At 70.3% G+C, this 24987-nt stretch carries 20 protein-coding genes and 1 pseudogene; 11 read left to right on the top strand and 10 right to left on the bottom strand.

Annotated features, from left to right (window positions below; all coding sequences use genetic code 11):
- A complete protein-coding gene (locus tag ACIRD7_RS33300; RefSeq protein WP_403459419.1) occupies positions 1–882 on the bottom strand; it encodes an alpha/beta fold hydrolase in 882 nt (293 codons plus the stop codon).
- Between the two features lie 209 nt (positions 883–1091).
- On the opposite strand from ACIRD7_RS33300, the gene ACIRD7_RS33295 reads away from it, so the two are divergent.
- From ACIRD7_RS33295 to ACIRD7_RS33285, 3 genes are read left to right on the top strand one after another with little or no spacing between them, the layout of a single operon-like run.
- Positions 1092–2291: an acetyl-CoA C-acyltransferase gene (locus tag ACIRD7_RS33295; protein WP_403459418.1), complete on the top strand. Its 1200-nt coding sequence runs from the start codon at positions 1092–1094 to the stop codon at positions 2289–2291.
- Positions 2292–2314: 23 nt separating this feature from the next.
- The gene (locus tag ACIRD7_RS33290) at positions 2315–2938 is read left to right on the top strand and encodes an HAD-IA family hydrolase (RefSeq protein WP_403459417.1); all 624 of its coding nucleotides are present in this window, start codon (positions 2315–2317) and stop codon (positions 2936–2938) included.
- Between the two features lie 49 nt (positions 2939–2987).
- Entirely contained in the window at positions 2988–3710 is a 723-nt protein-coding gene (locus ACIRD7_RS33285) for a TetR/AcrR family transcriptional regulator (protein ID WP_403459710.1), read from the top strand.
- Here ACIRD7_RS33285 and ACIRD7_RS33280 read toward each other — a convergent pair whose 3' ends face one another.
- A complete protein-coding gene (locus ACIRD7_RS33280; protein ID WP_403459416.1) occupies positions 3711–4559 on the bottom strand; it encodes an ABC transporter permease in 849 nt (282 codons plus the stop codon).
- 76 nt (positions 4560–4635) lie between these two features.
- The gene (locus ACIRD7_RS33275) at positions 4636–5661 is read right to left on the bottom strand and encodes an ABC transporter substrate-binding protein (protein ID WP_403459413.1); all 1026 of its coding nucleotides are present in this window, start codon (positions 5659–5661) and stop codon (positions 4636–4638) included.
- A gap of 295 nt (positions 5662–5956) precedes the next feature.
- On the opposite strand from ACIRD7_RS33275, the gene ACIRD7_RS33270 reads away from it, so the two are divergent.
- From ACIRD7_RS33270 to ACIRD7_RS33260, 3 genes are all read left to right on the top strand, one after another.
- Positions 5957–6742, top strand: coding sequence for an ABC transporter ATP-binding protein (locus tag ACIRD7_RS33270; protein ID WP_403459411.1), 786 nt, complete (start codon positions 5957–5959; stop codon positions 6740–6742).
- Positions 6739–7683, top strand: coding sequence for an LLM class F420-dependent oxidoreductase (locus tag ACIRD7_RS33265; protein WP_403459409.1), 945 nt, complete (start codon positions 6739–6741; stop codon positions 7681–7683). The genes ACIRD7_RS33270 and ACIRD7_RS33265 overlap by 4 nt, the downstream gene beginning before the upstream one ends.
- Before the next feature lie 329 nt (positions 7684–8012).
- Positions 8013–9224 carry a S8 family peptidase gene (locus ACIRD7_RS33260; RefSeq protein WP_403459408.1) on the top strand — a complete coding sequence of 404 codons (1212 nt, stop codon included), beginning with the start codon at positions 8013–8015 and terminating at the stop codon, positions 9222–9224.
- Between the two features lie 111 nt (positions 9225–9335).
- Here ACIRD7_RS33260 and ACIRD7_RS33255 read toward each other — a convergent pair whose 3' ends face one another.
- Positions 9336–9668: a putative quinol monooxygenase gene (locus tag ACIRD7_RS33255; protein WP_403459406.1), complete on the bottom strand. Its 333-nt coding sequence runs from the start codon at positions 9666–9668 to the stop codon at positions 9336–9338.
- Between the two features lie 392 nt (positions 9669–10060).
- On the opposite strand from ACIRD7_RS33255, the gene ACIRD7_RS33250 reads away from it, so the two are divergent.
- Positions 10061–10720: a TetR/AcrR family transcriptional regulator gene (locus ACIRD7_RS33250; protein WP_403459405.1), complete on the top strand. Its 660-nt coding sequence runs from the start codon at positions 10061–10063 to the stop codon at positions 10718–10720.
- A 33-nt stretch (positions 10721–10753) separates the two neighbouring features.
- On the opposite strand, the gene ACIRD7_RS33245 is transcribed toward ACIRD7_RS33250, so the two are convergent.
- The 4 genes from ACIRD7_RS33245 to ACIRD7_RS33230 form a co-directional block, all read right to left on the bottom strand.
- Positions 10754–12415, bottom strand: a complete 1662-nt coding sequence (locus tag ACIRD7_RS33245) for a carboxylesterase/lipase family protein (RefSeq protein WP_403459404.1) — start codon at positions 12413–12415, stop codon at positions 10754–10756.
- A gap of 33 nt (positions 12416–12448) precedes the next feature.
- Positions 12449–13687: a choice-of-anchor Q domain-containing protein gene (locus ACIRD7_RS33240; RefSeq protein WP_403459403.1), complete on the bottom strand. Its 1239-nt coding sequence runs from the start codon at positions 13685–13687 to the stop codon at positions 12449–12451.
- Positions 13688–14396: 709 nt separating this feature from the next.
- Positions 14397–15449 carry an alcohol dehydrogenase catalytic domain-containing protein gene (locus tag ACIRD7_RS33235; protein WP_403459401.1) on the bottom strand — a complete coding sequence of 351 codons (1053 nt, stop codon included), beginning with the start codon at positions 15447–15449 and terminating at the stop codon, positions 14397–14399.
- 26 nt (positions 15450–15475) lie between these two features.
- On the bottom strand, positions 15476–16483 hold the full coding sequence (locus ACIRD7_RS33230; RefSeq protein ID WP_403459400.1) for an NADP-dependent oxidoreductase: 1008 nt from the start codon (positions 16481–16483) through the stop codon (positions 15476–15478).
- A 104-nt stretch (positions 16484–16587) separates the two neighbouring features.
- On the opposite strand from ACIRD7_RS33230, the pseudogene ACIRD7_RS33225 reads away from it, so the two are divergent.
- Positions 16588–16692: pseudogene (locus ACIRD7_RS33225) on the top strand (AraC family transcriptional regulator); the annotation flags it as partial.
- Positions 16693–16888: 196 nt separating this feature from the next.
- Positions 16889–18778, top strand: a complete 1890-nt coding sequence (locus ACIRD7_RS33220; RefSeq protein WP_403459398.1) for a propionyl-CoA synthetase — start codon at positions 16889–16891, stop codon at positions 18776–18778.
- Here the strand turns inward: ACIRD7_RS33220 and ACIRD7_RS33215 are convergent.
- Positions 18766–21474 (bottom strand): SpoIIE family protein phosphatase, encoded by a 2709-nt coding sequence (locus ACIRD7_RS33215; RefSeq protein WP_403459396.1) that lies wholly within the window; start codon positions 21472–21474, stop codon positions 18766–18768. The genes ACIRD7_RS33220 and ACIRD7_RS33215 overlap by 13 nt on opposite strands.
- 200 nt (positions 21475–21674) lie before the next feature.
- On the opposite strand from ACIRD7_RS33215, the gene ACIRD7_RS33210 reads away from it, so the two are divergent.
- Both ACIRD7_RS33210 and ACIRD7_RS33205 read left to right on the top strand, forming a co-directional pair.
- A complete protein-coding gene (locus ACIRD7_RS33210) occupies positions 21675–22796 on the top strand; it encodes a PP2C family protein-serine/threonine phosphatase (RefSeq protein WP_403459709.1) in 1122 nt (373 codons plus the stop codon).
- A 305-nt stretch (positions 22797–23101) separates the two neighbouring features.
- A complete protein-coding gene (locus ACIRD7_RS33205; protein ID WP_403459708.1) occupies positions 23102–24457 on the top strand; it encodes an NAD(P)/FAD-dependent oxidoreductase in 1356 nt (451 codons plus the stop codon).
- 97 nt (positions 24458–24554) lie between these two features.
- Here ACIRD7_RS33205 and ACIRD7_RS33200 read toward each other — a convergent pair whose 3' ends face one another.
- Positions 24555–24764 (bottom strand): aldehyde dehydrogenase family protein, encoded by a 210-nt coding sequence (locus ACIRD7_RS33200; RefSeq protein ID WP_403459394.1) that lies wholly within the window; start codon positions 24762–24764, stop codon positions 24555–24557.
- Positions 24765–24987: the final 223 nt, after the last annotated feature.

The raw sequence follows: 24987 nt of genomic DNA, 5'->3' as shown, positions 1-24987 counted from the left end.
TCACCTCTTCGGAGAGTCGGGGGACGGGGTGTGCGCTGCGGTTCCGTACTGGCCGTGCGCTCGCAGGTGTTCGAGCAGCAGGCGGTTCAGGGTTTCGGGCGCTTCCTCCGGGACCCAGTGGGTGACGTCCGGGATGGACTCGAAGCGGTACGGCCCGTTGACCCACCGCTCGGTTTCCCGTGCCGCCGCCGGGCCGAACGCCCTGTCGCTCGTGCTCCAGACGTACAGCGTGGGCACGTCGATGGTGCCGATCTTGCCGTCGGGGCGGCCTGCCCGGTACCAGTTCAGTGCGGCGGTGAGAGCCCCTGGCCGGGACAGGTGCCGTACGTAGGCCTCGACGCTGTCCTGCGGAACCTTCCCGGCGTACAGGGCGCGCAGCAGCTCGGCGTCGTGGGCCAGCATGCGCTCCTCGGTCGCGGGGGTTTCACGCCAGTGGATCATGTACTGCGAGCGGCCGCGCTGGTCGTCGTCGGTACGCAGGGCGGTCGCCAGAGCGCCGGGATGCGGGGTCGAGACAACCGTCAGGGTGCGTACGCGGCCGGGGTGGGCGTCAGCGGTCCACCAGGCCACCGCACCTCCCCAGTCGTGCCCGACCAGATCGAACGCCGCCCAGCCCAGTTCCTCCGTGATCGCGACGACGTCGTCGACGAGAAGGCTCATGCGATAGTCCTCGGGCCGCTGGGGGCGGGCGCCGGGGGAGTACCCACGCTGGTCGGGCGCCACCACCCGATAGCCCTGCTCGGCCAGCTCCGCGATCTGCCGTTGCCACGCCAGCGCCGTCTGGGGAAAGCCGTGCAGCAGCAGCACCGGGCGGCCCTCGGGCGGACCAGCCGCGATCGCGTCGAACACGCCCGCACCGGTGGAGATGCTCAGCTCGGTCACGACTCACCCCTTCATACCAACTGGTCGGTAGCCTTCAGGCAGGGGGGCACGCTGTCAAGACCGCGGGCTGGTTGAACATGACGCCGGATTCAACTATAACCAGGGCCGGAGGCCGACCCCCGTACCCCTTGCGGCCGTGGCTCGTGTCAGGGAATCCCCGGCCCCGAAGATCCGGGACGAACCGCCCCAACAAAAGGCAGTGAGGCGACATGAGGGAAGCAGTCATCGTTTCGACGGCACGGACGCCGATCGGCAAGGCTTACCGCGGCGCGTTCAACGACACCCAGTCGCAGGAACTCGCCGCCCATGCCCTGTCCCACGCCGTACGACGCGCCGGACTCGAGGGCGGCGAGGTCGAGGACGTGATCTTCGGCTGCGCCGCGCAGCAGGGGGCATCCGGTTTCAATGTCGCGCGTCAGGCCGTTCTGCGCGCCGGGCTTCCGGACACCGTGTCCGGGATGACGGTCGACCGGCAGTGCTCGTCGGGCCTGATGGCCATCGCGACGGCCGCCAAGCAGATCATCGCGGACGGCATGCAGATCGCTGTCGGCGGCGGTGTCGAGTCGATCTCCCTGGTGCAGAACGAGCACATGAACACCCACCGGATGACGGATCCCTGGCTGGTCGAGCACAAGCCGAGCATCTACCTGCCGATGTTGCAGACGGCGGAGATCGTCGCCGAACGCTACGGCGTGAGCCGGGAACGCCAGGACGAGTTCGCCCTGGCGTCACAGCAGCGCACCGCGGCGGCGCAGGAGGCCGGCCGGTTCGACCAGGAGATCGTCGCGCTGGACAGCGTCAAGAAGGTGCTCGACAAGCAGTCCGGGGAGGCACGCCACGAAGAGGTCACCCTGACCCGGGACGAGGGCAACCGCGCGTCGACGACGCTCGAGGCCCTGGCCGGGCTGGCACCGGTGCTGCCCGACGGCCAGGTGAGCGCGCATTCCAGCGTGACGGCGGGCAACTCCTCGCAGTTGTCGGACGGGGCTTCGGCGTCGGTGTTGATGGAGTCGGGCGAGGCCGAGCGCCGCGGACTGGAACCGCTGGGCGTGTACCGCGGTATGACCGTTGCCGGTTGCGGACCGGACGAGATGGGCATCGGGCCGGTGTTCGCCATTCCGAAGCTGCTGAAGCAGCACAACCTCACCATCGACGACATCGGCCTGTGGGAGCTCAACGAGGCGTTCGCCTCCCAGGCGGTGTACTGCCGCGACGAACTGCACATCGACCCCGAGCGGTTCAACGTCAACGGCGGCGCGATCTCGGTCGGCCACCCCTACGGAATGACCGGTGCCCGTCTGGTGGGCCATGCCCTCATCGAGGGCAAGCGCCGGGGTGTTCGGTACGTGGTGATCTCGATGTGCGTCGGGGGCGGAATGGGCGCGGCCGGACTGTTCGAGGTCCTGTGAGCGTGGATACTTTGTCGAACGGCGTGGAAAAGGCCCGAACCGCGGTCCTGGTGGACTTCGGGGGTGTCATCACCTCCAGTGTGCTGCAGGCGTTCACCGACTTCGGCGCCTCCCTCGGAGACCCGCGCCTGCCGCTGCAACTCCTCAGCCGGGACCAGCCGTCACGCACACTTCTGGCCGACCACGAGTGCGGCCGGATCGACACCGAAGCCTTCGAGCGGGGCTTCGCCGAACGACTCCGCGTCCACGGCGCCGTCGTCGAGGCCGAGGGGCTCACGGCCCGGATGCAGGCGGGCATGTCGATCGACCAGGACATGCTCGCGCTGCTCGGTGATCTTCGAGTCGCGGGCCATCCCGTCGCGCTCGTGTCGAATTCGTTCGGTACCGGTACCTACGACGGTGTCGACCTGGCCGCTCTTGCGGACGTGGTCGTCATCTCCGGCGTGGTCGGGATCCGCAAGCCCTCCCGACGGATCTACTCGATCGCATGTGAACGTCTCTGCGTCGCCCCCGAGGAGGCAGTCATGATCGACGACCTCCAGCAGAACCTCGACGGAGCGGCACGGATCGGAATCGGCGGCGTACTGCACACCAGTGCCGCCGACACCCGTCGCCAGCTCGCCGAACGATTCGGGATCAGCGCCTGACCGACCGATCGAGAAACATCTCGTCTTCGACGGAGGCGGCTTTGTGACCATGGCGTCGGATTCAAGTACTGTTCCCGCGATGAACACCACTGCGGCCGACGAGATGGACGGCGAGAAGGCACCCCCCATGGCGCCCCTCTCGCACCTTCGCGAGCCGCCCGCGACGAAGCGCGGAGCGCGGACACGGGCCGCTCTGGTGAAGGCAGCGCGCAAGGTGTTCGAACGGGACGGCTACCTCGACACCCGCCTGACCGACATCACCAAAGAGGCGCAGTGCGCGGCGGGATCGTTCTACACCTACTTCGCGAACAAGGAAGAGGTGCTTGCGGCCGTCCTCCTGGAGGCGCAGGAGGACATGCTCCACCCCGGTATGGCCCGGGTGGAGGATGCCGACGATCCCTACGCGGTACTCGAGGCGAGCAATCGCGCGTATCTCCTGGCGTACAAGCGCAACGCGAAGCTGATGGCACTGCTTGAGCAGGTCGCGCAGGTGGAGCCGGAGTTCCGTACGTTCCGAAGCCGGCGCGCCGACGAGTTCATCCGCCGCAACGCGCGCGGCATCGCCGACCTGCAAGCGCGCGGTGTCGCAGACCGTGAGGTCGATCCGATGCTGGCCTCCCGTGCGCTCTCGGGCATGGTCAGCGTCATGGCCTACAACGCCTTCGTGCTCGGTGAGCGGCAAGAAGACGGCACGCCGGTGGACTTCGAGGAACTCGTCTCCACCGTCACCCGGCTCTGGGCGAACGCCCTACGGTTCCCTGACCAGGGCTGATCAGCCTCGCGAGGTGGTGTCCCTGACCCAGGGCAGCGCCAACCGTTCCAGCGACACCAAAGCGAAGTAGAGCAGGATGCTCATCAGGCCGATCAGGATGATCGCGGCCCAGGCGGTGGCGGTGTCGCCGACCCCGCCCGCCTGCACGATCAGATAGCCCAGCCCGCTCTCACCGGCCTGGAACTCGCCGATGACCGCGCCGATCGCGGCGAGAGGCATGGCCACCTTCAGCCCGACGAAGATCTGCGGCAGTGCGGCGGGCAACCGTACCTTCCGGAAAGCCTGCCAGCGCGAGGCGTCCAGCGAGCGCGCCAACTCGGCCAGGTCCGCCGGGGTCGACGTGAGGCCGGTCGCGGTGGACAGCACGATCGGGAAGAAGCAGAGCAGGAAGACCATGGTCAGGACCGGCTTCTGCCCCCAACCGAGCGCTCCCACCAACAGCGGCCCGAGCGCGATCTTCGGAACCGCGTTGACGGCGACCAGCAGCGGCGTGAACATTCGCTCCAGTACCCGCGAGGCCGCCAGTGACAGCCCGATCAGAACACCGCAGGCGCTGGAGAGAACGAACCCGACCACCGTCTCGACCGTGGTGTCGCCGGCATGTTCCAGGAACTGGCCCGGGGCCGCGGCGAACGCCGAGAGCACGGCACCCGGCGGAGGCAGCACAGCCGGGTGGATCAGCTCCAGCACCGAGGTGAGAAGCCACCACACGCCGAGCGCGACCAGCAGCCCGGCCAAGGGCAGCAGCAGAACGCCGATGCCCGTCCTGCGCCGTGGACCGACTCGCGGCGCGGGCACCGGCTCCGGGCCCGCCGCCGAGGCCTGCTGCGGCTTCGAGAGTTCGGTCATCCCATCCTTCTCCCAGCGAGGCCTTTCCCTCAGCGAGGCCTTTCTCCCAGCGGGGCTTTTCTCCGGCGCGGCACGGTCAGGCTTTCGGCACCAGGTCGAAGTCGATGATCCGCTCAGGGGTCATTCCCTGCCGCAGCGCGCCAGCTCGCTCCAGGATCGCGATGCTCCTCGCGACCCGCGCGGAGTCCAGCGTCCCGAGTGCCGTGCCGGAACCGCCCGGCGTGACGTACTCGGCCATCAACTCCAACTCGGCGGCCGCGGCGGTCGGGTTCGTGGCGTCCACGTTCCGCTGAAGGATCTCGGCGGCCTCCTTCGAGTGGGCGAGGCTGTACTCCAAGCCCTTGAGCAGCGCGCCGGTGAACCGCTTCACCATCTCCGGATCCTGCTCGGCGATCTTCTTCGACGTGATCAGCACGTTTCCGTAGAGGTCGGGCATCACGTCGCTGTACGGCAGCAGGACGGCCTTCTTCTTCGTCACCGCCTCGATCGTCGGCCTACCCACCACGAACTGGCCGATGCCGTCCACCGAACCGCCGGCGAGCGTGCCCATCAGGGTCTGTGCCTCGCCGTTGACCCAGGTCACCTTCTCGGCGTCCACGCCGGCCAGTCGGGCGTACGTCGGGAAGAGGTTGCGTACGACAGAGCCGGGCGTGTCGGCGAGCCGTTTGCCTTCGAGGTCCTTCGGAGCGGCGATGCCGTTGCCCTCGGTGGAGGCGATCGCGGCCATGGTGCGCTGCTGGATGGCGGCCACCGCGACGAAGTCCTTCGCCTGACCGCTGCCCATGTGCAGCAGACCTCCCGTCAGGTCGATCGGGCCGAACTGCGCCTGGCCACTCACGACGGCCGGAATCACGCCGCCGGTGCCCTGGCCCGGCTTGATCTCCACGTCGAAGCCGGCCTCTTCGAAGAACCCCTTGTCCTTCGCGACCCAGGCGTACGCGTCCCGGCCGAAGTTGCCGAACGAGGTCAGGTAGGTCACCTTTTTCAGTGCCTTGCCGTCGTCACCGGAACCTGCGTCGGAATCCGAGCCGCCACATCCCGCCACCAGCGCCAGCGATGTGGTCAGGGCCACCGCGGCGACCGTACGGGCGAACCTGATCATGCGCACAGTGTTGTCCTTTCCGACCGCCGACTGCGCGCCGGCGGAAGGGCGTCGAGACAGACGAGACAGACGGACGGAACGGCGTGACGGAACCGCCGCGAGCATGACACTTGGTGCGGGTAACAGCGTACGAGCGATGGGTAGTTGTGGGCCAGGTGTGGGGCACTGGGGCATTCGCGCGCCGACGTCGTCCGACCGGACGACAGGTACCGCCGAGCGGCCTGCTGCGGGTAGCCTGACTGGGCGTCACGAACCGGCCGACACGGCGATCGCCAGGGGATGGGGAGAGCGCCGGATGATCAGACTCACCGGTGTGTCCCGCGGCTTCACCAGCCGGTCCGGTTCGACGCCGGCGCTCGAGGACATCGGGCTGCACATCGCCGAGGGTGAGTTCGTGGCGGTCGTGGGCCGGTCCGGGTGCGGCAAGTCCACCCTGCTCCGACTGATCGCCGGGCTGCTGCCGGTCACCGAGGGCGAGATCACCATCGGCGGCGAGCGAGTCACCGGAGCCCGGCGTGATGTCGCCATGCTGTTCCAGCGACCGGCGCTGCTGCCCTGGCGGTCCGTCCTCGACAATGTCCTGCTGCCCGTGGAGATCTTCGGCTGGAACAAGGCCGAGTACCGCGACCGGGCGAAGCGGCTGCTGGAGACGGCCGGACTGGGCGGCTTCGAGAAGCACCGGCCGCACGAGCTCTCCGGCGGTATGCAGCAACGCGTCGCCCTGTGCCGGTCGTTGATGGGCGAGCCCCGGGTGATGCTCATGGACGAACCGTTCTCCGCACTCGACGCGCTGACCCGCGCGGACCTCGCGGTGGAGCTGCAGCGCATCCACGTCGAGAACTCGTCAACGGTCGTCTTCGTCACCCACTCCATGGACGAGGCCGTGCTGCTCGCCGACCGGGTGGTGGTGCTCAGCCCGCGGCCCGGCCGGATCCGCAAGATCGTCGACGTCGCCATTCCCCGGCCGCGGACGCTGGGCCGAACCGCGCACCTGGGCGAAGTGGCCCGATGCAGCGCCGATCTGCACGAGTTGCTGATGGAACGGGACACATCCACGTCGGCCGAGACGGAGGGGCGATGAGCCTGCGGATCTGCGTCTTCACCGAGCCGCACCGCGGCGCCGACTACGAGGATCAGCTGCGCTTCGTCCGACTCGTCGAAGCCGGCGGCTTCGAGGGCTTCTTCCGGGCCGATCACTTCCAGGCGATGGGCGCCGATCCCGGGCTGCCAGGCCCTACCGACGCGTGGCTCACGCTGGGCGCGCTCGCCCGGGAGACCTCCCGGATCCGGCTGGGCACCCTGGTCACCTCGGCCACCTTCCGGCTGCCGGGCCCGCTTGCCGTGACGGTGGCGCAGGTCGACCGGATGAGCGGGGGGCGGGTCGAGCTGGGCCTCGGCGCAGGATGGTACGAGCGGGAACACACCTCGTACGGCATCCCGTTCCCGCCCGCCGCGGAGCGCTTCGATCGGCTGGAGGAACAGCTGGCGGTGATCACCGGCCTGTGGCGGACACCGGTCGGCGAGAGCTTCAGCTATAGCGGCGACCACTACCGGCTGGCCGACGCGCCCGCCCTGCCGAAGCCCGTGCAGGTGCCGGGTCCGCCGATCATCGTCGGGGGCCGCGGCCCCAAGCGCACCCCGGAGCTGGCGGCTCGGTATGCCGACGAATTCAACATGCCCTTCAAGTCGGTTGCCGAGACTGCCCGGGCGTACCAACGGGTTGCCGAGGCCTGCGAGCGGACCGGAAGGGCCGATGCCGGTCGGTCAGCGCTGGTGCTCTCGGCCGGGGTCGTGGTCGCCATCGGCCGTACCGACGCGGAGGCGCAACGGCGGGCCGCCCCGCTGCACGTCAAGAGCGCGTTGCCGCCGGAGGATCCGGTGGTCGGATCCCCGGCCCAGCTCGTGGACCGGCTCGGCGAGTTCTCCGCGATCGGCGCGAGCCGTATCCATCTGCGACTGATCGACTTCGAGGACCTCGACCACCTGGAGCTCATCGCCGGTGAGGTGCTCCCGCAGCTGTAGTGCGTGGAGTCCGACGCACGCTGTGACGCCGGAGCCGCGCGGGCCGAACCTTGGTGCGGTGACGCTCACGCCACCGCACGTGAGTGACCGGTGAAGAAATTGGCACAGATAATCCTGGACCGCTCCTTGGTGATTCAACCAGCGTTCAGCGCTGCACATTTGCGCTCGGGTTGCTTCGAATGTGCGTGAATCTCGTGGAGATCGACCACTTGCCGGACGTCGGGGCCACATCAAGAGATTGATCTGCTCGCGACAAGTCGGCACTCTCCTGAGCACGCGCAGCGCTGCCGTTCGAACGCAAATCCCCCCACTTCACGAGGAGACCCCTCTTGACGGCGCATCACAAACGCTCAGGCAAGGCCAAGATCGTCACCGCGATCGCGGCTGTCGCAACCGTCGTCGGCACCGGCCTTTACGTGTCCCCCATTGCCTCGGCGGGACAGCCCGCGGAGGGCACCGTCTACGGTCTGAACGCCGAAGGAGCCGTGGCCGGAAGCTACATCGTCCTTCTGGACCAGAAGGCGTCCACGGCCGAGAAGCGGGATCTGGCCGCCGAGTACGGTGGCAAGGTCAGCCGGACCTACGGCTCGGCGGTCAACGGCTTCTCCGCCGGCAGCCTGACCGAGACGGAGGCCAAGCGCCTCGCCGCCGACCCCGCGGTGTCCAAGGTGGTCCAGAACAAGAAGTTCCACATCAATGCCACCCAGGACAACCCGCCGTCCTGGGGCCTGGACCGCATCGACCAGACGGACGCGGCCGGCGACAGCAAGTACACCTACCCGGACAAGGCCGGGGAAGGAGTGACCGCGTACGTCATCGACACCGGCGTACGCATCAGCCACAAGGACTTCGAGGGCCGCGCCGCCTCCGGGTTCGACGCCGTCGACAACGACGACTCGGCCGACGACGGCAACGGCCACGGCACCCACGTGGCCGGAACCATCGCCGGCGCCTCCCATGGGGTGGCCAAGAAGGCCAAGATCGTCGCGGTCCGTGTGCTCGACGACAACGGCTCGGGCACCACCGAACAGGTCGTCGCCGGCATCGACTGGGTGGCCCAGAACCACCAGGGCCCCTCGGTGGCCAACATGAGCCTCGGCGGTGGCGCGGACCCCGCTCTCGACGAGGCGGTCAAGAAGGCCATCGCCTCGGGCGTCACCTTCGCGGTCGCCGCCGGCAACGAGTCGGCGGACGCGGGGCAGGGCTCACCGGCCCGGGTCGCGGAGGCCATCACGGTCGCGTCCAGCACCAAGGACGACGCCCAGTCGGACTTCTCCAACTTCGGCTCGATCGTGGACCTGTACGCGCCCGGCTCGGACATCACCTCCGACTGGAACGACAGCGACCAGGGGACCAAGACGATCTCCGGCACCTCCATGGCCACCCCCCACGTCACTGGAGCAGCCGCCGTCTACCTCGCCGGTCACCCGGACGCCACTCCCGCCGAGGTCGCCACGGCGCTCACCGGCGCGGCGACCGGCGACAAGATAACCAACCCGAGCAGCGGAACGCCCAACAAGCTGCTGAAGGTGACCGAGTAGACCCACACAGGTCATTGGGCCCGACGGTGCCGCCAGCGTGTGCGGCGGCACCGCCGGGCCGCGTCGTGGCAAGGGGTGATGCCCGCGCGACACGGACGTCCGGACAGGGAACTACCGCTGTTCGGTGACCGCCATCTCTCCGAGCAGGGACCAGTCGTCCTGCGGAACGCTCATGTTCACGATGCGCGGCGTCTCGACCAGATGAGGCGGCAGTGTCTGCTGCGCGGCCTTGAAGTGCGCGGACTGCACATGCGCGGCCCCAGCCTCGTCGTCGCGGAAGGCCTCGACCAGGACGTACTCGGTGGGCTCTTCCACACTGCGCGACCAGTCGAACCACAGGCAGCCGGGCTCGGCGCGCGTGGCCCGGGTGAAGTCGGCGCTGATCTCGGGCCAGCGGTCGGCGTGCTCCGGGCGGACGCGGAACTTGGCGGTGATGAAGATCATGGAATTCCTTCAGTGATCGCTGTTGCTCGTCTCCGCGCCGTGCGTGCGGGGCGGAGGGGAAAGGGTCGCGCCGCGTGCAGGGTGGGCAGGGGCGCACAGCGACACGATCGTACGAGTTCGCCCTGCCGTCACGGCTTTACGGAGCCCAGGACACCCGGCGCGTCGCGGCATTCCGCACGGGACACCGCCCCTCCGACCGCGGACACCGCCGATGCGACCGTCCGGGGGCCGCGGCTGGCCTGCTCCTCCTCGTCTACGGCCGCCTGCCCCTCGGAGCAGAGGCCTTCGCTCATGACGGGAATGAGCATCTGCGGGCCAACTGGTTCGCCAACTCCGCCTTGTGGAGCCTGCCTTGGGCCCTCACGGCCGGCGCCTCCTCTAAAGTCGGCCTTATGACGGAGGCACCGGCCCTGGACCGTGGCGCGCGGTCCCGTGACGCGATACTGGACACCGCCGGCGACCTGATGTCGCGCCACGGCTACGCCGCCACGTCCATCTCGATGATCTCCGCCGCGTGCGGCCTGCCGGTCAGTTCGATCTACTGGCACTTCCGCAGCAAGGACGGGATCTACGTCGCGGTACTGGAGCGCGCCAGGACCGCGCTGCTGGCGGCCCTGCCCCCGGCCGAGGTGCCGGGGGCCGATGTCACGCAGCGGCTGGACACCTTTCTCGCGGAGGTCGAGGGCGCATTCCAGCGCCACCCACGAGGAGTGAAGCTGCTGTTGGGGCTGGGCATGGTGCAGCACGACGCCAGTGCGGCCGCCGTGGCCGAGGTGCATCACTACCGCGACGCGCTGGTGGCCTGGGCCCGGGATTCGCTCAGCTCCGTCTTCGCACTGCGTGACCACCCCGAGGTGGCGGACGGGTTGGCGCGCTTCACGCTGCGGATGGCGAGCGGAACCGCGGTGGCCCGTTGGTTCGAGCCGGACACCGTCCTGGAAACCGGACCGCTGCGCGTGGCGTTGCTGGCGCTGGCGACCCACCACGGAGTTCCGGTGCGGGGCGTCCCTGGCGAGGACGCCCCCTCCCACGGCGTCACGACCGGGGAATGAAGATCCGGTAGGTGCAGGATCCGAGGGGCGATGTCATCGCACGGCTCCTCGGGCAACCGGGGCCGGTTGCCAGAACGAGCAGTGGTGGTCGGCTGCGAAGCCGGTGGTGGGTCCGACCCGGTCCGGTGCCAGCACCTGGATGCGGTCGCCGACGGCCGTGTAGCGCGGCCAGGGCGGAGTCCCGGGCGCGTTGGGGTCGCCGGTGGCCGCGAAGCGGGCCCAGTAGGCGGTCATCGTGGCGGACAACCGCCGCTGGGCGGGCGTCAGGGGCGCCAGCACGTCCATGGGGAAGAGATAGGCCAGTTCGGAGGCGTGGAAGGCGCCCTGCGGGGTGTGCGGTGCCGGGATGAACGGCGGTGCCTGGGCGTCGTTGAACTCATAGGCGTAGACGGGCACCCGGTCGGCATACAGTCGGCTGTCGGCCCGCGCCGGGCAGGCGAACCGCTGATCGGTGCCGACGGCGGAGTAGGCCAGGTTGGGGGACGGGTATGCCGAGGCGGGGTAGGCGTCCAGGACTGCGGCCGCGCGGTTGCCGTACTGGAGCCTGACGAGGGCGGCGTACGAGGCGGGGGTCAGGGGGCCGCCGCCGAGCAGATCCACGTACAGCGCGGTGAAGTAGCGGTATTCGTCATGGGTGTTGCCGCTCAGCGTCGGGACCGCGTTCACTCGTCCCTCGGCCCACGCCGTGTGCGGAGGGCGGGGGAGGACACGAGGACCGGTGTTCGGGGTCCACAGGGAGGCGGCCCCTGTCCCGGTGGCGCGGATGAGCTCGGTGGTGGGGACGGCACGCAGGCAGCCCGCCGCGGTCGTCGGGTCGGTGCAGCCGACCGAGGTCGCGAAGTCGCTTCCCTTCCGCTCGGCCGCATCGAGTGTGAGGGGCGTCAGACCGCCGTCCGCGGCGCAGGATCCGCTCTGCTGGATCGCCCGGTGGAACAGGCCTTTCGCGGTCGGCGAGGCGATGTGCAGGCAGGTGTCCGCCGATCCGGCGGACTGTCCGCCTAGCGTCACCCGGTTCCGGTCGCCCCCGAAGGCGCCGATGTTGCGCCGTACCCAGCGCAGTGCGGCCTGCTGGTCCATGAGGCCGTAGTCGCCGGAGGCGTGGTCGGCGCCCTCGGCCGACAGGGCGGGGTGGGCCATGAACCCCAGTGCTCCGAGGCGGTAGTTGACCGTCACGACGACCACACCCCGCGCGGCCAGCGCGGCGCTGTCGTAGTCGCTGCCCGCGCCGTACGTGTTGCCTCCGCCGTGCAGCCAGACCAGCACCGGCAGAGGCCGGCCGCCAGTGCGGGCGGGGGTCCGGACATTGAGGTACAGGCAGTCCTCCACCGTGCTGCCGGTGCGGTTGGACTCACCGGGCAGGACGGGCCCGCCGTCGGGGAGCAGCGTCAGCGGTAGCTGGGGGCAGGGGTGGGCCGGTGCGGTGGCGTCCCGTACGCCGGACCACCGCGCCGCGGGTCGCGGCGGACGCCAGCGCAGCTCACCGGTCGGCGGGGCGGCGAACGGGATCCCATGGAAGGCCCGGCCGTCGTCGCGGACGGCCGTGCCCCGGACCCAGCCCCGGTCGGTGTGCACGACCAGGGATGCGGGTCCGGAGTCGGCGCGGGCCGTGGGCGGGGGAAGGATCAGTGAGAGGAGCAGGGCCGCGAAGGTGGCTGTGGCGCGGGCCGGCGTGGTGCGCAGGCGCGGGGCTCTCATCCATCACTCCAGGTGCCGGGGTGGGGGAGGGGGTCAGGGGGTGTGCTCGTAGGCGCCGATGTCGCAGGCGGCGCCCTGAGGTCGTACGACGCCGCGCTGATCGGTGGCCGGACAGCGGTCGGCCGCGTCCAGGGCGGGGCTGCCGGGCAGCAGTGCGACGGTGTCGGTGGGGCCACCGTTGTTCGCCAGCGGTCCGATCAGGGGGGCACGGCTGGGCAGATCGCCGGCCGCGGTGAGTCGGCAACTGCCGTCGCCGTCGACGTTGTTGCCCTGCGACGCGATGGTGGCGAAGGCCTTCTTGCAGTCGGCGGGCGCGCCGTCGACGGTGTTGCCCGCGATGATGGAGTTGCGCAGCGTCATGCGCCCCAGGGGCAGCTCGACGACGTCGGGGATCGGTGAAGGCAGGCTGTCGAGATAGGCCGGGGCGAAGTTGATCCCGCCCCCGCCATCGCTGGAACTGTTCCCGGTGATGGTCGCGTTGAGAATGTCCACGGGCCCCCTCCCGCGGATGTCGATGCCTCCGCCGTAACCGGCGAGGCTGCCGGGGCGGTCGCCGGGGTTCGTCACCCGGTTGTCCGCGATGGTCGAGTTGGTCACGGTGCCGGTGTTGTCGAACCTGATGCCTCCGGCCTCTCCCGCGACGTTCCCGCTGACGGTGCTGTCGATCAGATCGAGGTGGGAGTCCGGGACGTTGAAGATGCCGCCACCGTAACCGGCGGAGTTCCCGCTCACGGTGACGCGTCGCAGCGTCATGTGATGTCCGTTGGCGATCGCCCCACCGCCGGTGTCGGTGATGGGCAGTTCGCGTTGCCTGGTCACCCCTCCCGTGATCGTCAGATCGGACAGCCGGGACTCCGCCTGCATGCGGAAGGCCCGGTCCAGGTGGTTGGCGTCGATGACAGTGGTCCGTGCGCCGGCGCCCTTGATCGTGACGGGGGCGGCGACGTTCAGGTCGCCCGTGGTGGGGTCGGGATTGTCGCCGATGATCAGCCGCGGGTCGGGCGGGATCGTCAGCCGGTAGTGGCCGGGAGGCAGCGTGATCGTACTGCCCGGCCGGGCGTTGGCGGCCATCACCGCGGCACGCAGGCTGCACGCGCCCGAGGCGGTGAGGCACCGGCCGTCCGACCCGTCGGCGTCGACCGCGTCGGACGTGGTGTCCACGGTGAACTCGGCCGGGTCGGCGGCCGGGGGAGCGGCGGCATGGGCGACGGGAAGCGCCCCGGTGGCAAGGAGGACGGCGGCAGTTGCGGCCGTGACGGCCAAGCACTTCATGCGGTGAACCCCTCTCGGGTCAGGAATCCGGGCGTGGCAGGACTCGACTGCTGCGAGGACTTCGTGCTGATGAGCGATGCGCGACGGCTCGTACGGGCAACGGCGCCGGCGCGGCCGCGGGGCCGCGCCTCCATACCGCCCGGTCTGTAGCGAGCGTTCCATTCAGGCTGTCCCGCGTCCACCGGCGGACGACGGAATGGCCGAATGGGGATGTCGTGACCCTGGGGAGAAGAAGCCGCCTGAGCGCCACGGGTGTTGGCCGCGACGACGGGCTGAGGCGCTCGCGGCCTGCGGAGGTGTCGGCCGGTCACGCCGTGGCGGGCGGGCGCCACAGGGCCGGGGAACCGCACCGTCAATGGAATACTTCTGGTCCCCGATGAGCGAACCAACCGTGGCGGGCGGCCGCCCCACGGCCGAGCGTGATGAGCAGCGAGCGGCCTCTCGGCGAAGGCTCCTGAACGCGGCGGTGGAGATCCTCGCGGAGGAGGGCTGCCTCGGGCTGACGGTGAAGAAGCCCTCTGGGCTTTGTGCTCGGACGGCTCGGCTCCGTACTGAGCGGGGACAAGCCCCATCCCGGCCGCCCGGGCCGCCTTCGAGCGCCGGATCTCGCGGGCGGCGACACCTCCTGAGGGCTGCGCGGGGACGGCCGCGGACCGCCCGGACGCCGTAGGGCGGCCCGCAGCCCTGCCCATGGGCCGGGGGAGGTGCGTCAGCGGGTGGGGTCGAGCAGGATCTTGCGGACGCCGTCGGCGCGGCCCGCGAACAGTTCGTACGCCGCCGGGCCTTCGGAGAGAGCGAAGTGGTGGGAGACCACGACCTCGGGCTTGATCCGGCCGGCCTGGGTGAGGGCGATCAGGGGAGGGAGTTCGTAGTGCACCGAGCACAGCCCGATGGCGAACTCCAGCTCCTTGATCTGCGCCAGCTGCATGTGGAAGGGGAACGCCTTGTTCTGGCTGACCCCGATGACACTGACCCGGCCGGCCTGGCGGACGGCCTTGAGGGCGAGCTCGATGGTGGCGTCCGAGCCGACCGCCTCCACCACGGCGTCCGGCCCGCGTCCGCCGGTCAACTCCCGTATGGCCGCCCGCCCGTCCTCGCCCTCGACCGGCTCCACACCCAGGGTGGCGGCGAAGGCGCGGCGCTCCGCGACCAGGTCCGTGCCCAGCACCCGCGCGGCGCCCATCGCGAAGGCGGACTGGGCCGCCATCAGGCCGACCGGGCCGAGGCCGACGACCAGGACGGTCTCGCCGGGCTGGATACGGGCGCGGCGGCAGCCGTACCAGGCCGTGGGGGCGTTGTCCGTCAGGACGAGGGCGGCCTCGTCGGAGATGCCCTCGGGCAGCCGCACCAGATTGACGTCGGCGTACGGCACCGCCAGAGCCTGGGCCTGGCTGCCCGGGAGCTGCGGGCTCACGCCGTAGCAGAGCTCCATGCTCGACTTGGCGCGCTCGCACCGGGCGGTGAACCCGGCCGCACACGACCCGCAGTGCGCACAGCCGACCGAGGCCGGCACCAGAACCCGGTCGCCGGGCTTGAAGCGGGTGACCTGCCCCCCGGTCTCGACGACCACGCCGACGCATTCGTGTCCCGGTGTGTAGCCCAGCTCCGGGCTGAACGGATTGCCGCCGTAGATGTGCAGGTCGCTGCCGCAGATGCCGGCCGCGGTCACCTGCACCACCGCGTGGGTGGGGCTGGTGACGGCCGGGTCGGGGACATCGCCGTAGCGGATGTCGTGACGGCCGTGGTAGGTCAGTGCCTTCATCGGATTTCGCCCTCCCCTCGGCCCGGTCAGTCCGCGATCTTCAGCACGAGCTTGCCGTGGTTGTCACCACGGAAGAGTCGCATCAGGGTGTCGGGGAACTCCGCGACCGAGCCGGACACCACGTCCTCCAGGGACTTCAGCCGGCCCTCCGCCCGCCACGCGGCCATCTGCGCGATGCCCTCGGCGTACCGGTCGGCATAGTCGAAGACCACGATGCCCGTCATGGAGGCGCGGTTCACCAGCAGCGACAGGTAGTTGGCCGGGCCTTGCGGCTTGGTGCTGTTGTACTGGGAGATCGCGCCGCAGACGACGATGCGGGCACCGCGCGCCAGCCGCAGCAGCACGGCGTCCAGAACGTCGCCGCCGACGTTGTCGAAGTAGACGTCGACACCGTCGGGGGCGTGCTCGCGCAGCGCCTTGCGGACGTCCTCGTTCTGGTAGTCGATCGCGGCGTCGAATCCGAACTCGTCGACCACCAGCTTGCACTTGGCCTCGCCGCCGGCGATCCCGATGACCCGGCAGCCCAGGATCTTGGCGATCTGCCCGACGACGCTGCCGACGGCCCCGGCCGCTCCGGACACCACGACGGTCTGCCCGGACTCGGGACGCCCGACCTCGATGAGGCCGAAGTAGGCCGTCAGGCCCGACATGCCGAGCGTACCGAGATACGTCGGCAAGGGGGCCGCCGCCGGGTCGACCTTGGTCACGTCGCGTCCGTCCGACACGCAGTACTCCTGCACGCCGAACGAGCCCGACACATGGTCGCCGACCGCGAAGCCGGAGTGCCGGGAGGCGATCACCCTGCCCACCGCGCCGGCCCGCATCACCTCGCCGATCTCCACCGGGCGGATGTAGGACCGGCCCGCGTTCATCCAGCCGCGCATCGCGGGGTCGATCGACAGACAGAGCACCTGCACCAGGAATTCCCCGTCGCCCGGCTCCCCGGCCGGCTCCTCGACGTGGTGCCAGTCGGTGGGCTGCGGCGCTCCCACGGGACGTGCGGCCAGGCGCACCTGGCGGTTGATCCTGCTCATCTCCGGCGGCTCCTTCGGCGCTCCCACATGGCATACCAGCTGGTCGGTATGGAGAGTGAGCGTACGGGTGGTGTGCCGTTCGAGACAAGAGGGAGCAGGTGCGGATGATCGCGGCGCCCCCGGCCGCTCGTACCCCCGTCCTCGTGCTCGAAGGTGCCGAACCGCTGGATGTCGGCATCCCGGCACAGGAGTTCACGACGCGCGCGGCGTGTCGACGGCCGCCACACCGAGGTGATTGCCTGGTACGACAACGAGCGGGGCTCCTCCACCGCGTGATCGACACGCTGGAACTGCTCGCGATCGGCTGACCGGCGTCGGACCAGGCCGAACACGGCTGCGCCGGCCGCATGGTCAACTGTGACGTGGGAGCAGGCAGGCACCACGACTCTGGTCAAGGAGAGCGCGATGGGAATGTACGAGGACGTCTTCCGGGCCAGCCTCGAAGACCCGGAGAGCTTCTGGCTGCGGGCGGCGGAAGGCGTCGACTGGGACGTGACGCCGTCCCGTGCCCTTGATTCCTCGGGCGCTCCCTTCCACCGCTGGTTCCCGGACGGCCGGCTCAACGTCTGCTTCAACGCGGTGGACCGGCATGTCGAAGCCGGCCGGGGCGAACAGGCCGCGCTCATCTACGACTCCCCGGTGACCGGCACCCGCCGCACCTATACCTACGCCCGGCTGCGGGACGAGGTGGCGGCCTTCGCCGGGGCTCTCGCCGGGCTCGGGGTGGGGCACGGCGACCGGGTGGTCATCTACATGCCGATGGTGCCCGAGGCCGCCATCGCGATGCTGGCCTGCGCACGCATCGGCGCCGTCCACTCGGTCGTCTTCGGCGGGTTCGCCCCACCCGAACTCGCGGTGCGTATCGACGACGCCACCCCCAAGGTGATCGTCTCCGCCTCCTGCGGCATCGAGGGCAAGCGCGTCCTGCCGTACAAGCCGCTGCTGGACCGTGCGATCGAACTCGCCGGGCACAAGCCGCACAAGCGGATCATCCTGCAACGTCCGCAAGCGCGGGCCGAGTTGGGGCCGGACGACCTCGACTGGGCCGGCCTGGTCGCCGACGCACCGCCGGCCGCCTGCGTTCCCGTGGCCGCGACCGACCCCCTCTACATCCTCTACACGTCCGGAACTACCGGAAAACCCAAGGGAGTCGTCCGCGACTGCGGCGGTTGCGCCGTGGCTCTCCACTGGTCGATGGGCGCCGTGTACGACATCGGCCCGGGCGAGACGATGTTCACCGGGTCCGACGTCGGCTGGGTCGTCGGGCACTCGTACATCGTCTACGGTCCGCTGCTGGCCGGCGCCACGACCGTGCTGTACGAGGGCAAGCCGGTCGGCACCCCGGACGCGGGCCAGTTCTGGCGGGTCGCCGCCGAGCACGGCGTCAAGACCATGTTCACGGCGCCCACCGCCTTCCGCGCCATCAGGAAGGAGGACCCGAAGGGCGCCCTCACCGCCGACTACGACCTCTCCCGCCTGCGCTATCTCTTCCTCGCCGGTGAGCGCCTCGACCCCGAGACCTACCACTGGGCGGGCGCCCTCCTGGACATTCCGGTGATCGACCACTGGTGGCAGACGGAGACCGGCTGGCCGATCGTCGCCAACCCGGTCGGCATCGAGGCCGCCCCCCTCAAACCCGGCTCGCCCACCCTTCCGCTGCCGGGCTGGGACGTCCGCGTCCTCGACCCCTCGGGGCAGCCGGTGCCGGCGGGCGTGGACGGCGCGATCGTCGTGAAACTCCCTCTGCCTCCCGGTTCGCTGCCCACTCTCTGGAACGACGACGCCCGCTTCGTCGCCTCCTACCTCTCCGCCTACGACGGCTACTACCTCACCGGCGACAGCGGGCACCTGGACGAGGACGGCTATGTGTACGTCATGGGCCGCACCGACGACGTCATCAACGTGGCCGGACACCGGCTGTCCACCGGCAGCATGGAAGAGGCCCTGGCCGCTCACCCCGATGTCGCGGAGTGCGCCGTGATCGGGGTCGCGGACCCCCTCAAGGGGCAGGTCCCACGCGGCTTCGTCGTGCTGAAGGCGGGCACCGCCCGCGACCCGGCGGAGGTGGAGAGCGAACTGGTCCAGCTCGTACGCGAGCGCATCGGCGCCGTCGCCTCCCTCAAGGAGGTCGCCGTCGTGGCCGCCCTGCCCAAGACGCGCTCGGGGAAGATCCTGCGCAAGACGATGCGCGGTATCGCCGACGGCCTCGACGAGCCCATCCCGTCCACGGTGGACGACCCGAGCGTCATCGAGACCCTGCGCCCGCTGCTCCACCGCCCCGATCACACCGTCTGAGCCGGCTGATCGCCGCCGCTTCCCGTCTCCGGCAGGGCCTGTTCGGCCCAGATCACCTTGCCCTGCGGGGTGTACCGGGTGCCCCAGCGCTCAGCCATCTGGGACACGAGGAACAGGCCCCGGCCGCCCTCGTCCGTCGTCGCGGCGTAGCGCAGATGCGGTGACGTGCTGCTGCCGTCGGCCACCTCGCAGATCAGGCTGCGGTCGCGGATCAGCCGCACGTGGATGGGTCCGCTGCTGTAGCGGATGGCGTTGGTGACGAGCTCGCTCAGGATGAGCTCCATGGTGAAGCCGAGCTCCGACAGGTCCCACGCCTCGAGCCTTTCGGACACGGCGCCGCGCATACCCGCGACGGCCGCCGGGTCCGGCGGTACGTCCCAGTCGGCGATCCGGTCGGGCGGCAGTTCCCGTGTGCGGGCGACGAGCAGGGCGACGTCGTCCTTGGGACGCTCGGGGAGCAGGCTGTCCAGCACGTCCTGGCAGGTCTCCTCGGGCGGCCTGCCGGGGTGGCCCGTCAGCGCGTCGCGCAGCAGTTCCATTCCCACGTCCAGATCGCGGGCGCGGTCCTCGATGAGGCCGTCCGTGTACAGGACGAGCTGGGTTCCCTCCGCGAGGCACAGCTCCGCGGTCTGGAACGGCATGCCGCCGAGGCCCAGGGGCGGACCGGCCGGCACGTCCGGGAAGGTGACGGTTCCGTCGGGGTGGACCAGCGCGGGCGACAGATGCCCCGCACGCGCCACGACGTAGCGGCGCGTCACCGGGTCGTAGATCCCGTAAAGGCAGGTGGCGCCCACGACTCCCGCGGCACTCTCGGCCGCCTCGTTCTGGTCCATGTTCCCGACCAGGTCGTCCAGATGGCTCAGCAGCTCGTCGGGTGGCAGATCGAGGGAGGAGAAGTTGTGCACCGCGGTCCGCAGCCGTCCCATCGTGGCGGCCGCGTGCAGGCCGTGGCCGACCACATCGCCGACGGCCAGTGCCACCCGGCTCCCGGGCAGGGGAATCACGTCGAACCAGTCACCGCCCACGCCCGACTGGGCGGGGAGGTAGCGGTAGGCGATGTCGAGGGCGTTCTGCTCGGGCATGGCCTGCGGCAGCAGGCTGCGCTGGAGGGTGACTGCCAGGGTGTGCTCGCGGGTGTAGCGGCGGGCGTTGTCGATGCTCGTGGCGGCACGGGCCACCAGCTCCTCCGCCAGTGAGACGTCCTCCTCGTTGAAGCGCTCGTGCTGTCGCGCGCGCCAGAAGGTGGCCATGCCCAGTACGACGCCACGGGCCTGGATGGGGGCGGTGATGAGGGAATGGATGCCGTAGTCGATGATCGCCTTGGCGCGATCGGGGTCCTGCACGCGCCAGCCCGTCGCGGTCGGCAGATCGCTCACCAACTGGGAGCGGCCGCTGCCGTAGCCGCGCGCCTGGGGCGTGGAGGGAAGGTAGTCGAAAAGCCGGCCCTGTTCGGTGAGCGGATGGTCGTCCACGATGCCGGACACGGCCGCGCGTCGCATGTCCGTCCCCGTGGGGGCCGGCTCATCGCCGTGCAGAACGGCGTCCGCCAGGTCCACGGTGACGAAGTCCGCGAAGCGAGGAATGGGGACCCGCGCCAACTCCTGGGCGGTGCGCAACACGTCCAGGGTGGTGCCGATCTGGAGTCCGGCGTCGTACAGCAGCCTGAGCCGCTCCCGTGCGACCTCCGCCCTGCCGGTCACCGCCTGCAGCTCGGTGGTGTCGCGCAGCGTGACCACCGTTCCCTTGGGGCCTCCCTTGCGATCCGTGGGTCGTTGGTTGACCGCCAGCAGCCGCTCACCCGCGAGGTGTACCTCGTCGGTGGTCTCGCGCCCGGAGGAGAGCATCGCCTTCGTCTCGGGATCGAGGCCCGGCAGGTCCGAGACGAGCCGGCCCTCGACGTCCGGGGGCAGCTCCAGCAGTCGTCTGGCCTCGTCGTTCGCCAGCATCAGCCGCCCGTCGTCGGCCACGATCAGCACGCCTTCCCGGACGGAGTGGAGCACCGTGTCGTGGTGCTCGTACATCAGGGTCATCTCGGCCGGGGCAAGACTGTGCGTCTGCCGTCGCAGCCGCCTGCCCACCAGGGCCGTCACACCGGTCGACAACACCAGCGCCCCCGCCCCGGCGCCGATGATGATCGGTAGTTGCCGGGTCAACTGACTCTGGACGCTCTTGACCTTCATCCCGGCCGAGACGAGGGCCACCACCTCGCGGTCGGCGTTCTTGATCGGGACCGTGGCCTGCACCTCGCGGCCGAGCGGGCCGTCGACGCTCTCCACGTAGACCTTCCCCGCCAGTGACGGCCCGATCTCGCCCACGAACCGCTTTCCGATGCGGTCCGGCAAGGGGTGCGTGTACCGGATGCCCTCGGTGTTCATGACCACGATGAAGTCGACGCCGGCGGCGCGGCGGGCCGCCTCGGTGAGCGGCTGGAGAATCTTGCTCGGATCCGGGGTCCGCAAGGCCGCGTGGACGCCGGGTGAGTGCGCGAAGGTCTGTGCCACCGCCGTGGAGCGCCGCCTGGCCTCGGCACTGGTGTCCCGCTCCGACTGCAGGATGAGAGCGAAGACGCCGCAGGCCACGAGGAGCACCACCAGGGCCACCTGGAAAATCAACACCTGCCCGGCTACGCTCCGCGTGCCCTTGCCGATCACGCGTTTGACGGACAGGTGTGGAAAGCGGGCGAAGCGACTCGCCATGCGACCTTTTTAACACCGGTGATCCCGACTGGCCAGGGCTGATCCGATCCTTGCTCGGCCGGCCTGGGGCGTCTGTGCGGCCATGCGTCGCATGGCCTCGGCCCTCTCGGCGTGACTGCCGGCCGCGGATTCTCGCTGTGCGGCGCTTGATCTTTCCGTGCTGGATGCCCATTTAGGCCGATATGATGCTTTTTGTGATCATGTCTGCACGGCTGTGGCGCCGTCGCCCCGCCTACAGCGGCCGATGGGAAGCTGCCCGGTTGTCACCCGTGGTCCTGACCGTCCTCATCGCCGCTCTGGCGTTCTCCACACCCAGGGAGATCGCCGTCAGCCGCCTGCTGCCCGCCGCACCCGCCCTTGCCGCCGCGATGTGGCCCGTGGTCCCCACGATGCTCCTGGGGTCGTTCTGCCTGGTGCTCATGATCGTCCTCAGCTTCTTCTACACCGATCTGGGGACGCAGTACACGGCGGCCGCGATCGTCGCGGTCACCTTGGCGGCCGCATACGGGAGCCATGTCCGACTTCAGCGAGAGGAAACCCTCTTCCAGGTCCGGCTCGTCGCCGACGCGGCCCAGACGGTGCTGCTGCGCCCGCTGCCGAGCCGCATCGAGGACGTCGAGATCGAGTCGCTCTATCTGGCGGCCCAGGAGCAGGCCCGGATCGGGGGCGACTTCTTCGAGGCGATCGGTACACCGCACGGGGTCCGGCTGCTCATAGGTGACGTGCGGGGCAAGGGTCTGTCCGCAGTGGGGGCGGCCTCGGCGGTGATCAGCTGCTTCAGGGAGGCCGCGTACGACGAGCCGGACCTGCAGGGCATCGTCCACCGGCTGGAGACCACCGTCACGCGCCACAGCGACGCGTTTCCCGTCCACGACCAGCCCGAGCACTTCGCCACCGCTCTCCTCGCCGAGATCTCGCACGGCGGCGGCCATCTGCGACTGCTCAACTGCGGGCATCCCCCGCCGCTGATCGCGCGTTACGGAAAGGTCCGCGTCCTGGAGCCCACCGTCCCCTCCCCGCCCCTCAACCTCGCGGCGCTCATCGGTGACCGCTACTGGGTCGACATGGTCGACTTCGCCCCGGGTGACCAGCTGCTGCTCTACACGGACGGCGTATCGGAGGCCCGGGACCACGCCGGCCAGTTCTTCCCGCTGTCGGACTGGATGGGCCGGCAGGGCCAGGAGCAGCCGCGCGAGCTGCTCGATCAACTGCACCGGGATCTGCTCCAGCACTGCGGCGGAAGGCTCGGCGACGACATCGCGGCCCTCGCGCTGAGGTGCTCCGGCGCACAAGATCGGAGAGCCGCCGGCGCGGAGGGCTGAGTTTTCGGGAGGGGCGGAGGGCAGGCCCGGAACCGGCCCGTGGAGTGCTGGCCCTGTGGAAGGGGTGTCGGTGCGGCCGTTCGAGCGAGCCGGCCGCCTGCACGGAGGCCGCGGAGAACCTGTTGCGCCCACCCTGCGGTCAGGAGGCGCAAAGGGGCTGGAAAGCGGTCAACCTGGCGTGCGCGGCTGGATACTGGTGCCTTCTCGCGACGTGGCGATCAAAGGGGGAGTGGTCGGTGAACTCTGCTGTGGAGACGGGCGGTCGGGGCGTGGACGGTCGTCGAGGCGGACGGCATGCGGTCGTCGTGGGCGGGAGCCTCGCGGGGCTGCTCGCCGCGCACGCACTCGCCGGGCACGCCGACCGGGTGACCGTCGTGGAGCGCGACCGGTTCCCGGACGGGGCCGAGCCCAGGTCCGGTGTACCGCAGGGTCGGCATCCGCATGTGCTGCTGGAGGGCGGGCAGGTGGCCCTGGAGTCGCTGCTGCCGGGCTTCGTGGCGGAGCTCGGGGCGGCAGGTGCGCCCCGGGTGGGCATGCCGTCGGACCTGGTTCTGTGGCAGAAGGGCCGTTGGTTCCGCAGGACGCCCGCCTCGACGCACATCTACACCGGTTCCCGCGCGCAGCTCGAGGATCTGGTGCGGCGGCGAGTTCTCGCCAACCCTGTGATCAGCACCGTGGAGGGGACCGACGTCGTCGGACTCCTCGGCGACGCCTCGCGCGTGCGAGGCGTGCGCCTGCGGGACCGCTCCGGCGACGCCCGCGCAGAGCAGCGGGCCGTGGAGGCCGACCTGGTCGTCGACGCCTCCGGCAGCGGCTCGAAGGCCCCGGAGTGGCTCACGGAGATCGGGGCCGAGGCCCCGCACGAGGAGACCATCGACACCGGGCTCGCGTACGCGTCACGCGTCTACCGCGGCAGGAGCGGTGTCCTCGACGGTGACACCGCCGGGTACTACGTCTACCCGAACCCCGAACAGGTCCACGCCGGCGGTGCGCTGCCGTTGGAGGACGGCAGCCATCTGGTCATCGTCTCGGGCCTGCGTGGCGACGAACCGCCCAGGGGCGACGACGAGTTCGTGACGTACGCCAAGAGGCTGCCGCATCCGCTGCTGCACCGGTGGCTGGAGGAGGCCGAGCCGCTCACATCGGCGTTCGGCTACCGGCGGACCGCCAACGCCCGCCGCCGCTACGACCTTCCCGGCCGCCGCCCGGCCGGATTCCTCGCTGTCGGCGACGCACTGTGCACCTTCAACCCGATCTACGGACAGGGCATGACCGTCGCCGCGATGAACGCGGTCGCCCTGCGCGACGCGCTGGCCGATCCGCGCCGGACCCCCACGACACGGCGCGTCCAGCGGAAACTCCTCGCGTCGTCCCGGCAGGCGTGGGACATCTCCGCCGGGGCGGACCGCAAGATGCCGGGCGCGGTCGGCAACGCGGTCGACGGCGGGCCCGCGGACCGCTTCGCCGACTGGTACCTGGGCCGCGTCCAGGAGCGCGCCCCGGGCGACCCGGTCGTGGGGCGCGCCTTCCGCGCCGTGCTGGTCCTCGCCGCGCCGGTATCGGCCCTGTTCGCCCCGCCGGTGGCCCGGGCCGTCCTCTTCCGCCCGCCCGCGCCGACGCCCACCGAGCCGCCGGAGACACGGGAGGAACCGGAAGCCTGAGCGAGGGCGGCAGCCCGGGCATCCCCGTCGAACGGCCGTCAAATCGCCCGGCACAGCCCGCGCCGCGTCCAGCATCTCCGGCCGGCGAGGGGTCGGGTCAGGTCGCCGGCACCCCGGGTGGTCGAGGCGCAAGCACCAGATGGGAGTTGACCCAGACGGTGCCGAAGCCGAGTCGGGCGGCGACGGTGTGACTGCGGCGCGCGTCCTCGGTCCACACCGATGCCGACAGGCCGAGAGGGCCGAGAGGTACGTCGTTGACTCGCCGTACGGCTTCTTCCTCGTCGGCGAATGTCTTGACGATGATCACCGGGCGGTGAAGTCGTCGGGGAATGGGGGGCCGAGCCCTTCCGTAGCCCTTCGTGCAGCTCGGCGACGCCGCGGGCAGCATGCCGTCACCACGCGGTCAAGTAGGGGGCGAGCCCGGACGAGGCCTGTCTAGAGGTTGTCCCGTAACCGGTGGGGCGGTTGGTGCGTTGGCTGGGCATGGGTGGGGTGATCTCAGCGGATGATGCGAAGTGGATCGAGCCGTT

The sequence above is a fragment of the Streptomyces sp. NPDC093568 genome, from assembly GCF_044764945.1.
Lineage (GTDB): Bacteria > Actinomycetota > Actinomycetes > Streptomycetales > Streptomycetaceae > Streptomyces.
Note: the sequence above shows the minus strand (reverse complement) of the source record. Positions and strands in the feature narration are given on the sequence as shown.

Bases quoted from the DNA above. Each gene is read 5' to 3' on its own strand.
- ACIRD7_RS33295 (WP_403459418.1), top strand. From the start codon at position 1,092: ATGAGGGAAGCAGTCATCGTTTCGACGGCACGGACGCCGATCGGCAAG.
- ACIRD7_RS33285 (WP_403459710.1), top strand. From the start codon at position 2,988: ATGGCGTCGGATTCAAGTACTGTTCCCGCGATGAACACCACTGCGGCC.
- ACIRD7_RS33280 (WP_403459416.1), bottom strand. From the start codon at position 4,559: ATGACCGAACTCTCGAAGCCGCAGCAGGCCTCGGCGGCGGGCCCGGAG.
- ACIRD7_RS33275 (WP_403459413.1), bottom strand. From the start codon at position 5,661: ATGATCAGGTTCGCCCGTACGGTCGCCGCGGTGGCCCTGACCACATCG.
- ACIRD7_RS33270 (WP_403459411.1), top strand. From the start codon at position 5,957: ATGATCAGACTCACCGGTGTGTCCCGCGGCTTCACCAGCCGGTCCGGT.
- ACIRD7_RS33265 (WP_403459409.1), top strand. From the start codon at position 6,739: ATGAGCCTGCGGATCTGCGTCTTCACCGAGCCGCACCGCGGCGCCGAC.
- ACIRD7_RS33255 (WP_403459406.1), bottom strand. From the start codon at position 9,668: ATGATCTTCATCACCGCCAAGTTCCGCGTCCGCCCGGAGCACGCCGAC.
- ACIRD7_RS33250 (WP_403459405.1), top strand. From the start codon at position 10,061: ATGACGGAGGCACCGGCCCTGGACCGTGGCGCGCGGTCCCGTGACGCG.
- ACIRD7_RS33245 (WP_403459404.1), bottom strand. From the start codon at position 12,415: ATGAGAGCCCCGCGCCTGCGCACCACGCCGGCCCGCGCCACAGCCACC.
- ACIRD7_RS33240 (WP_403459403.1), bottom strand. From the start codon at position 13,687: ATGAAGTGCTTGGCCGTCACGGCCGCAACTGCCGCCGTCCTCCTTGCC.
- ACIRD7_RS33235 (WP_403459401.1), bottom strand. From the start codon at position 15,449: ATGAAGGCACTGACCTACCACGGCCGTCACGACATCCGCTACGGCGAT.
- ACIRD7_RS33230 (WP_403459400.1), bottom strand. From the start codon at position 16,483: ATGAGCAGGATCAACCGCCAGGTGCGCCTGGCCGCACGTCCCGTGGGA.
- ACIRD7_RS33220 (WP_403459398.1), top strand. From the start codon at position 16,889: ATGGGAATGTACGAGGACGTCTTCCGGGCCAGCCTCGAAGACCCGGAG.
- ACIRD7_RS33215 (WP_403459396.1), bottom strand. From the start codon at position 21,474: ATGGCGAGTCGCTTCGCCCGCTTTCCACACCTGTCCGTCAAACGCGTG.
- ACIRD7_RS33210 (WP_403459709.1), top strand. From the start codon at position 21,675: ATGTCTGCACGGCTGTGGCGCCGTCGCCCCGCCTACAGCGGCCGATGG.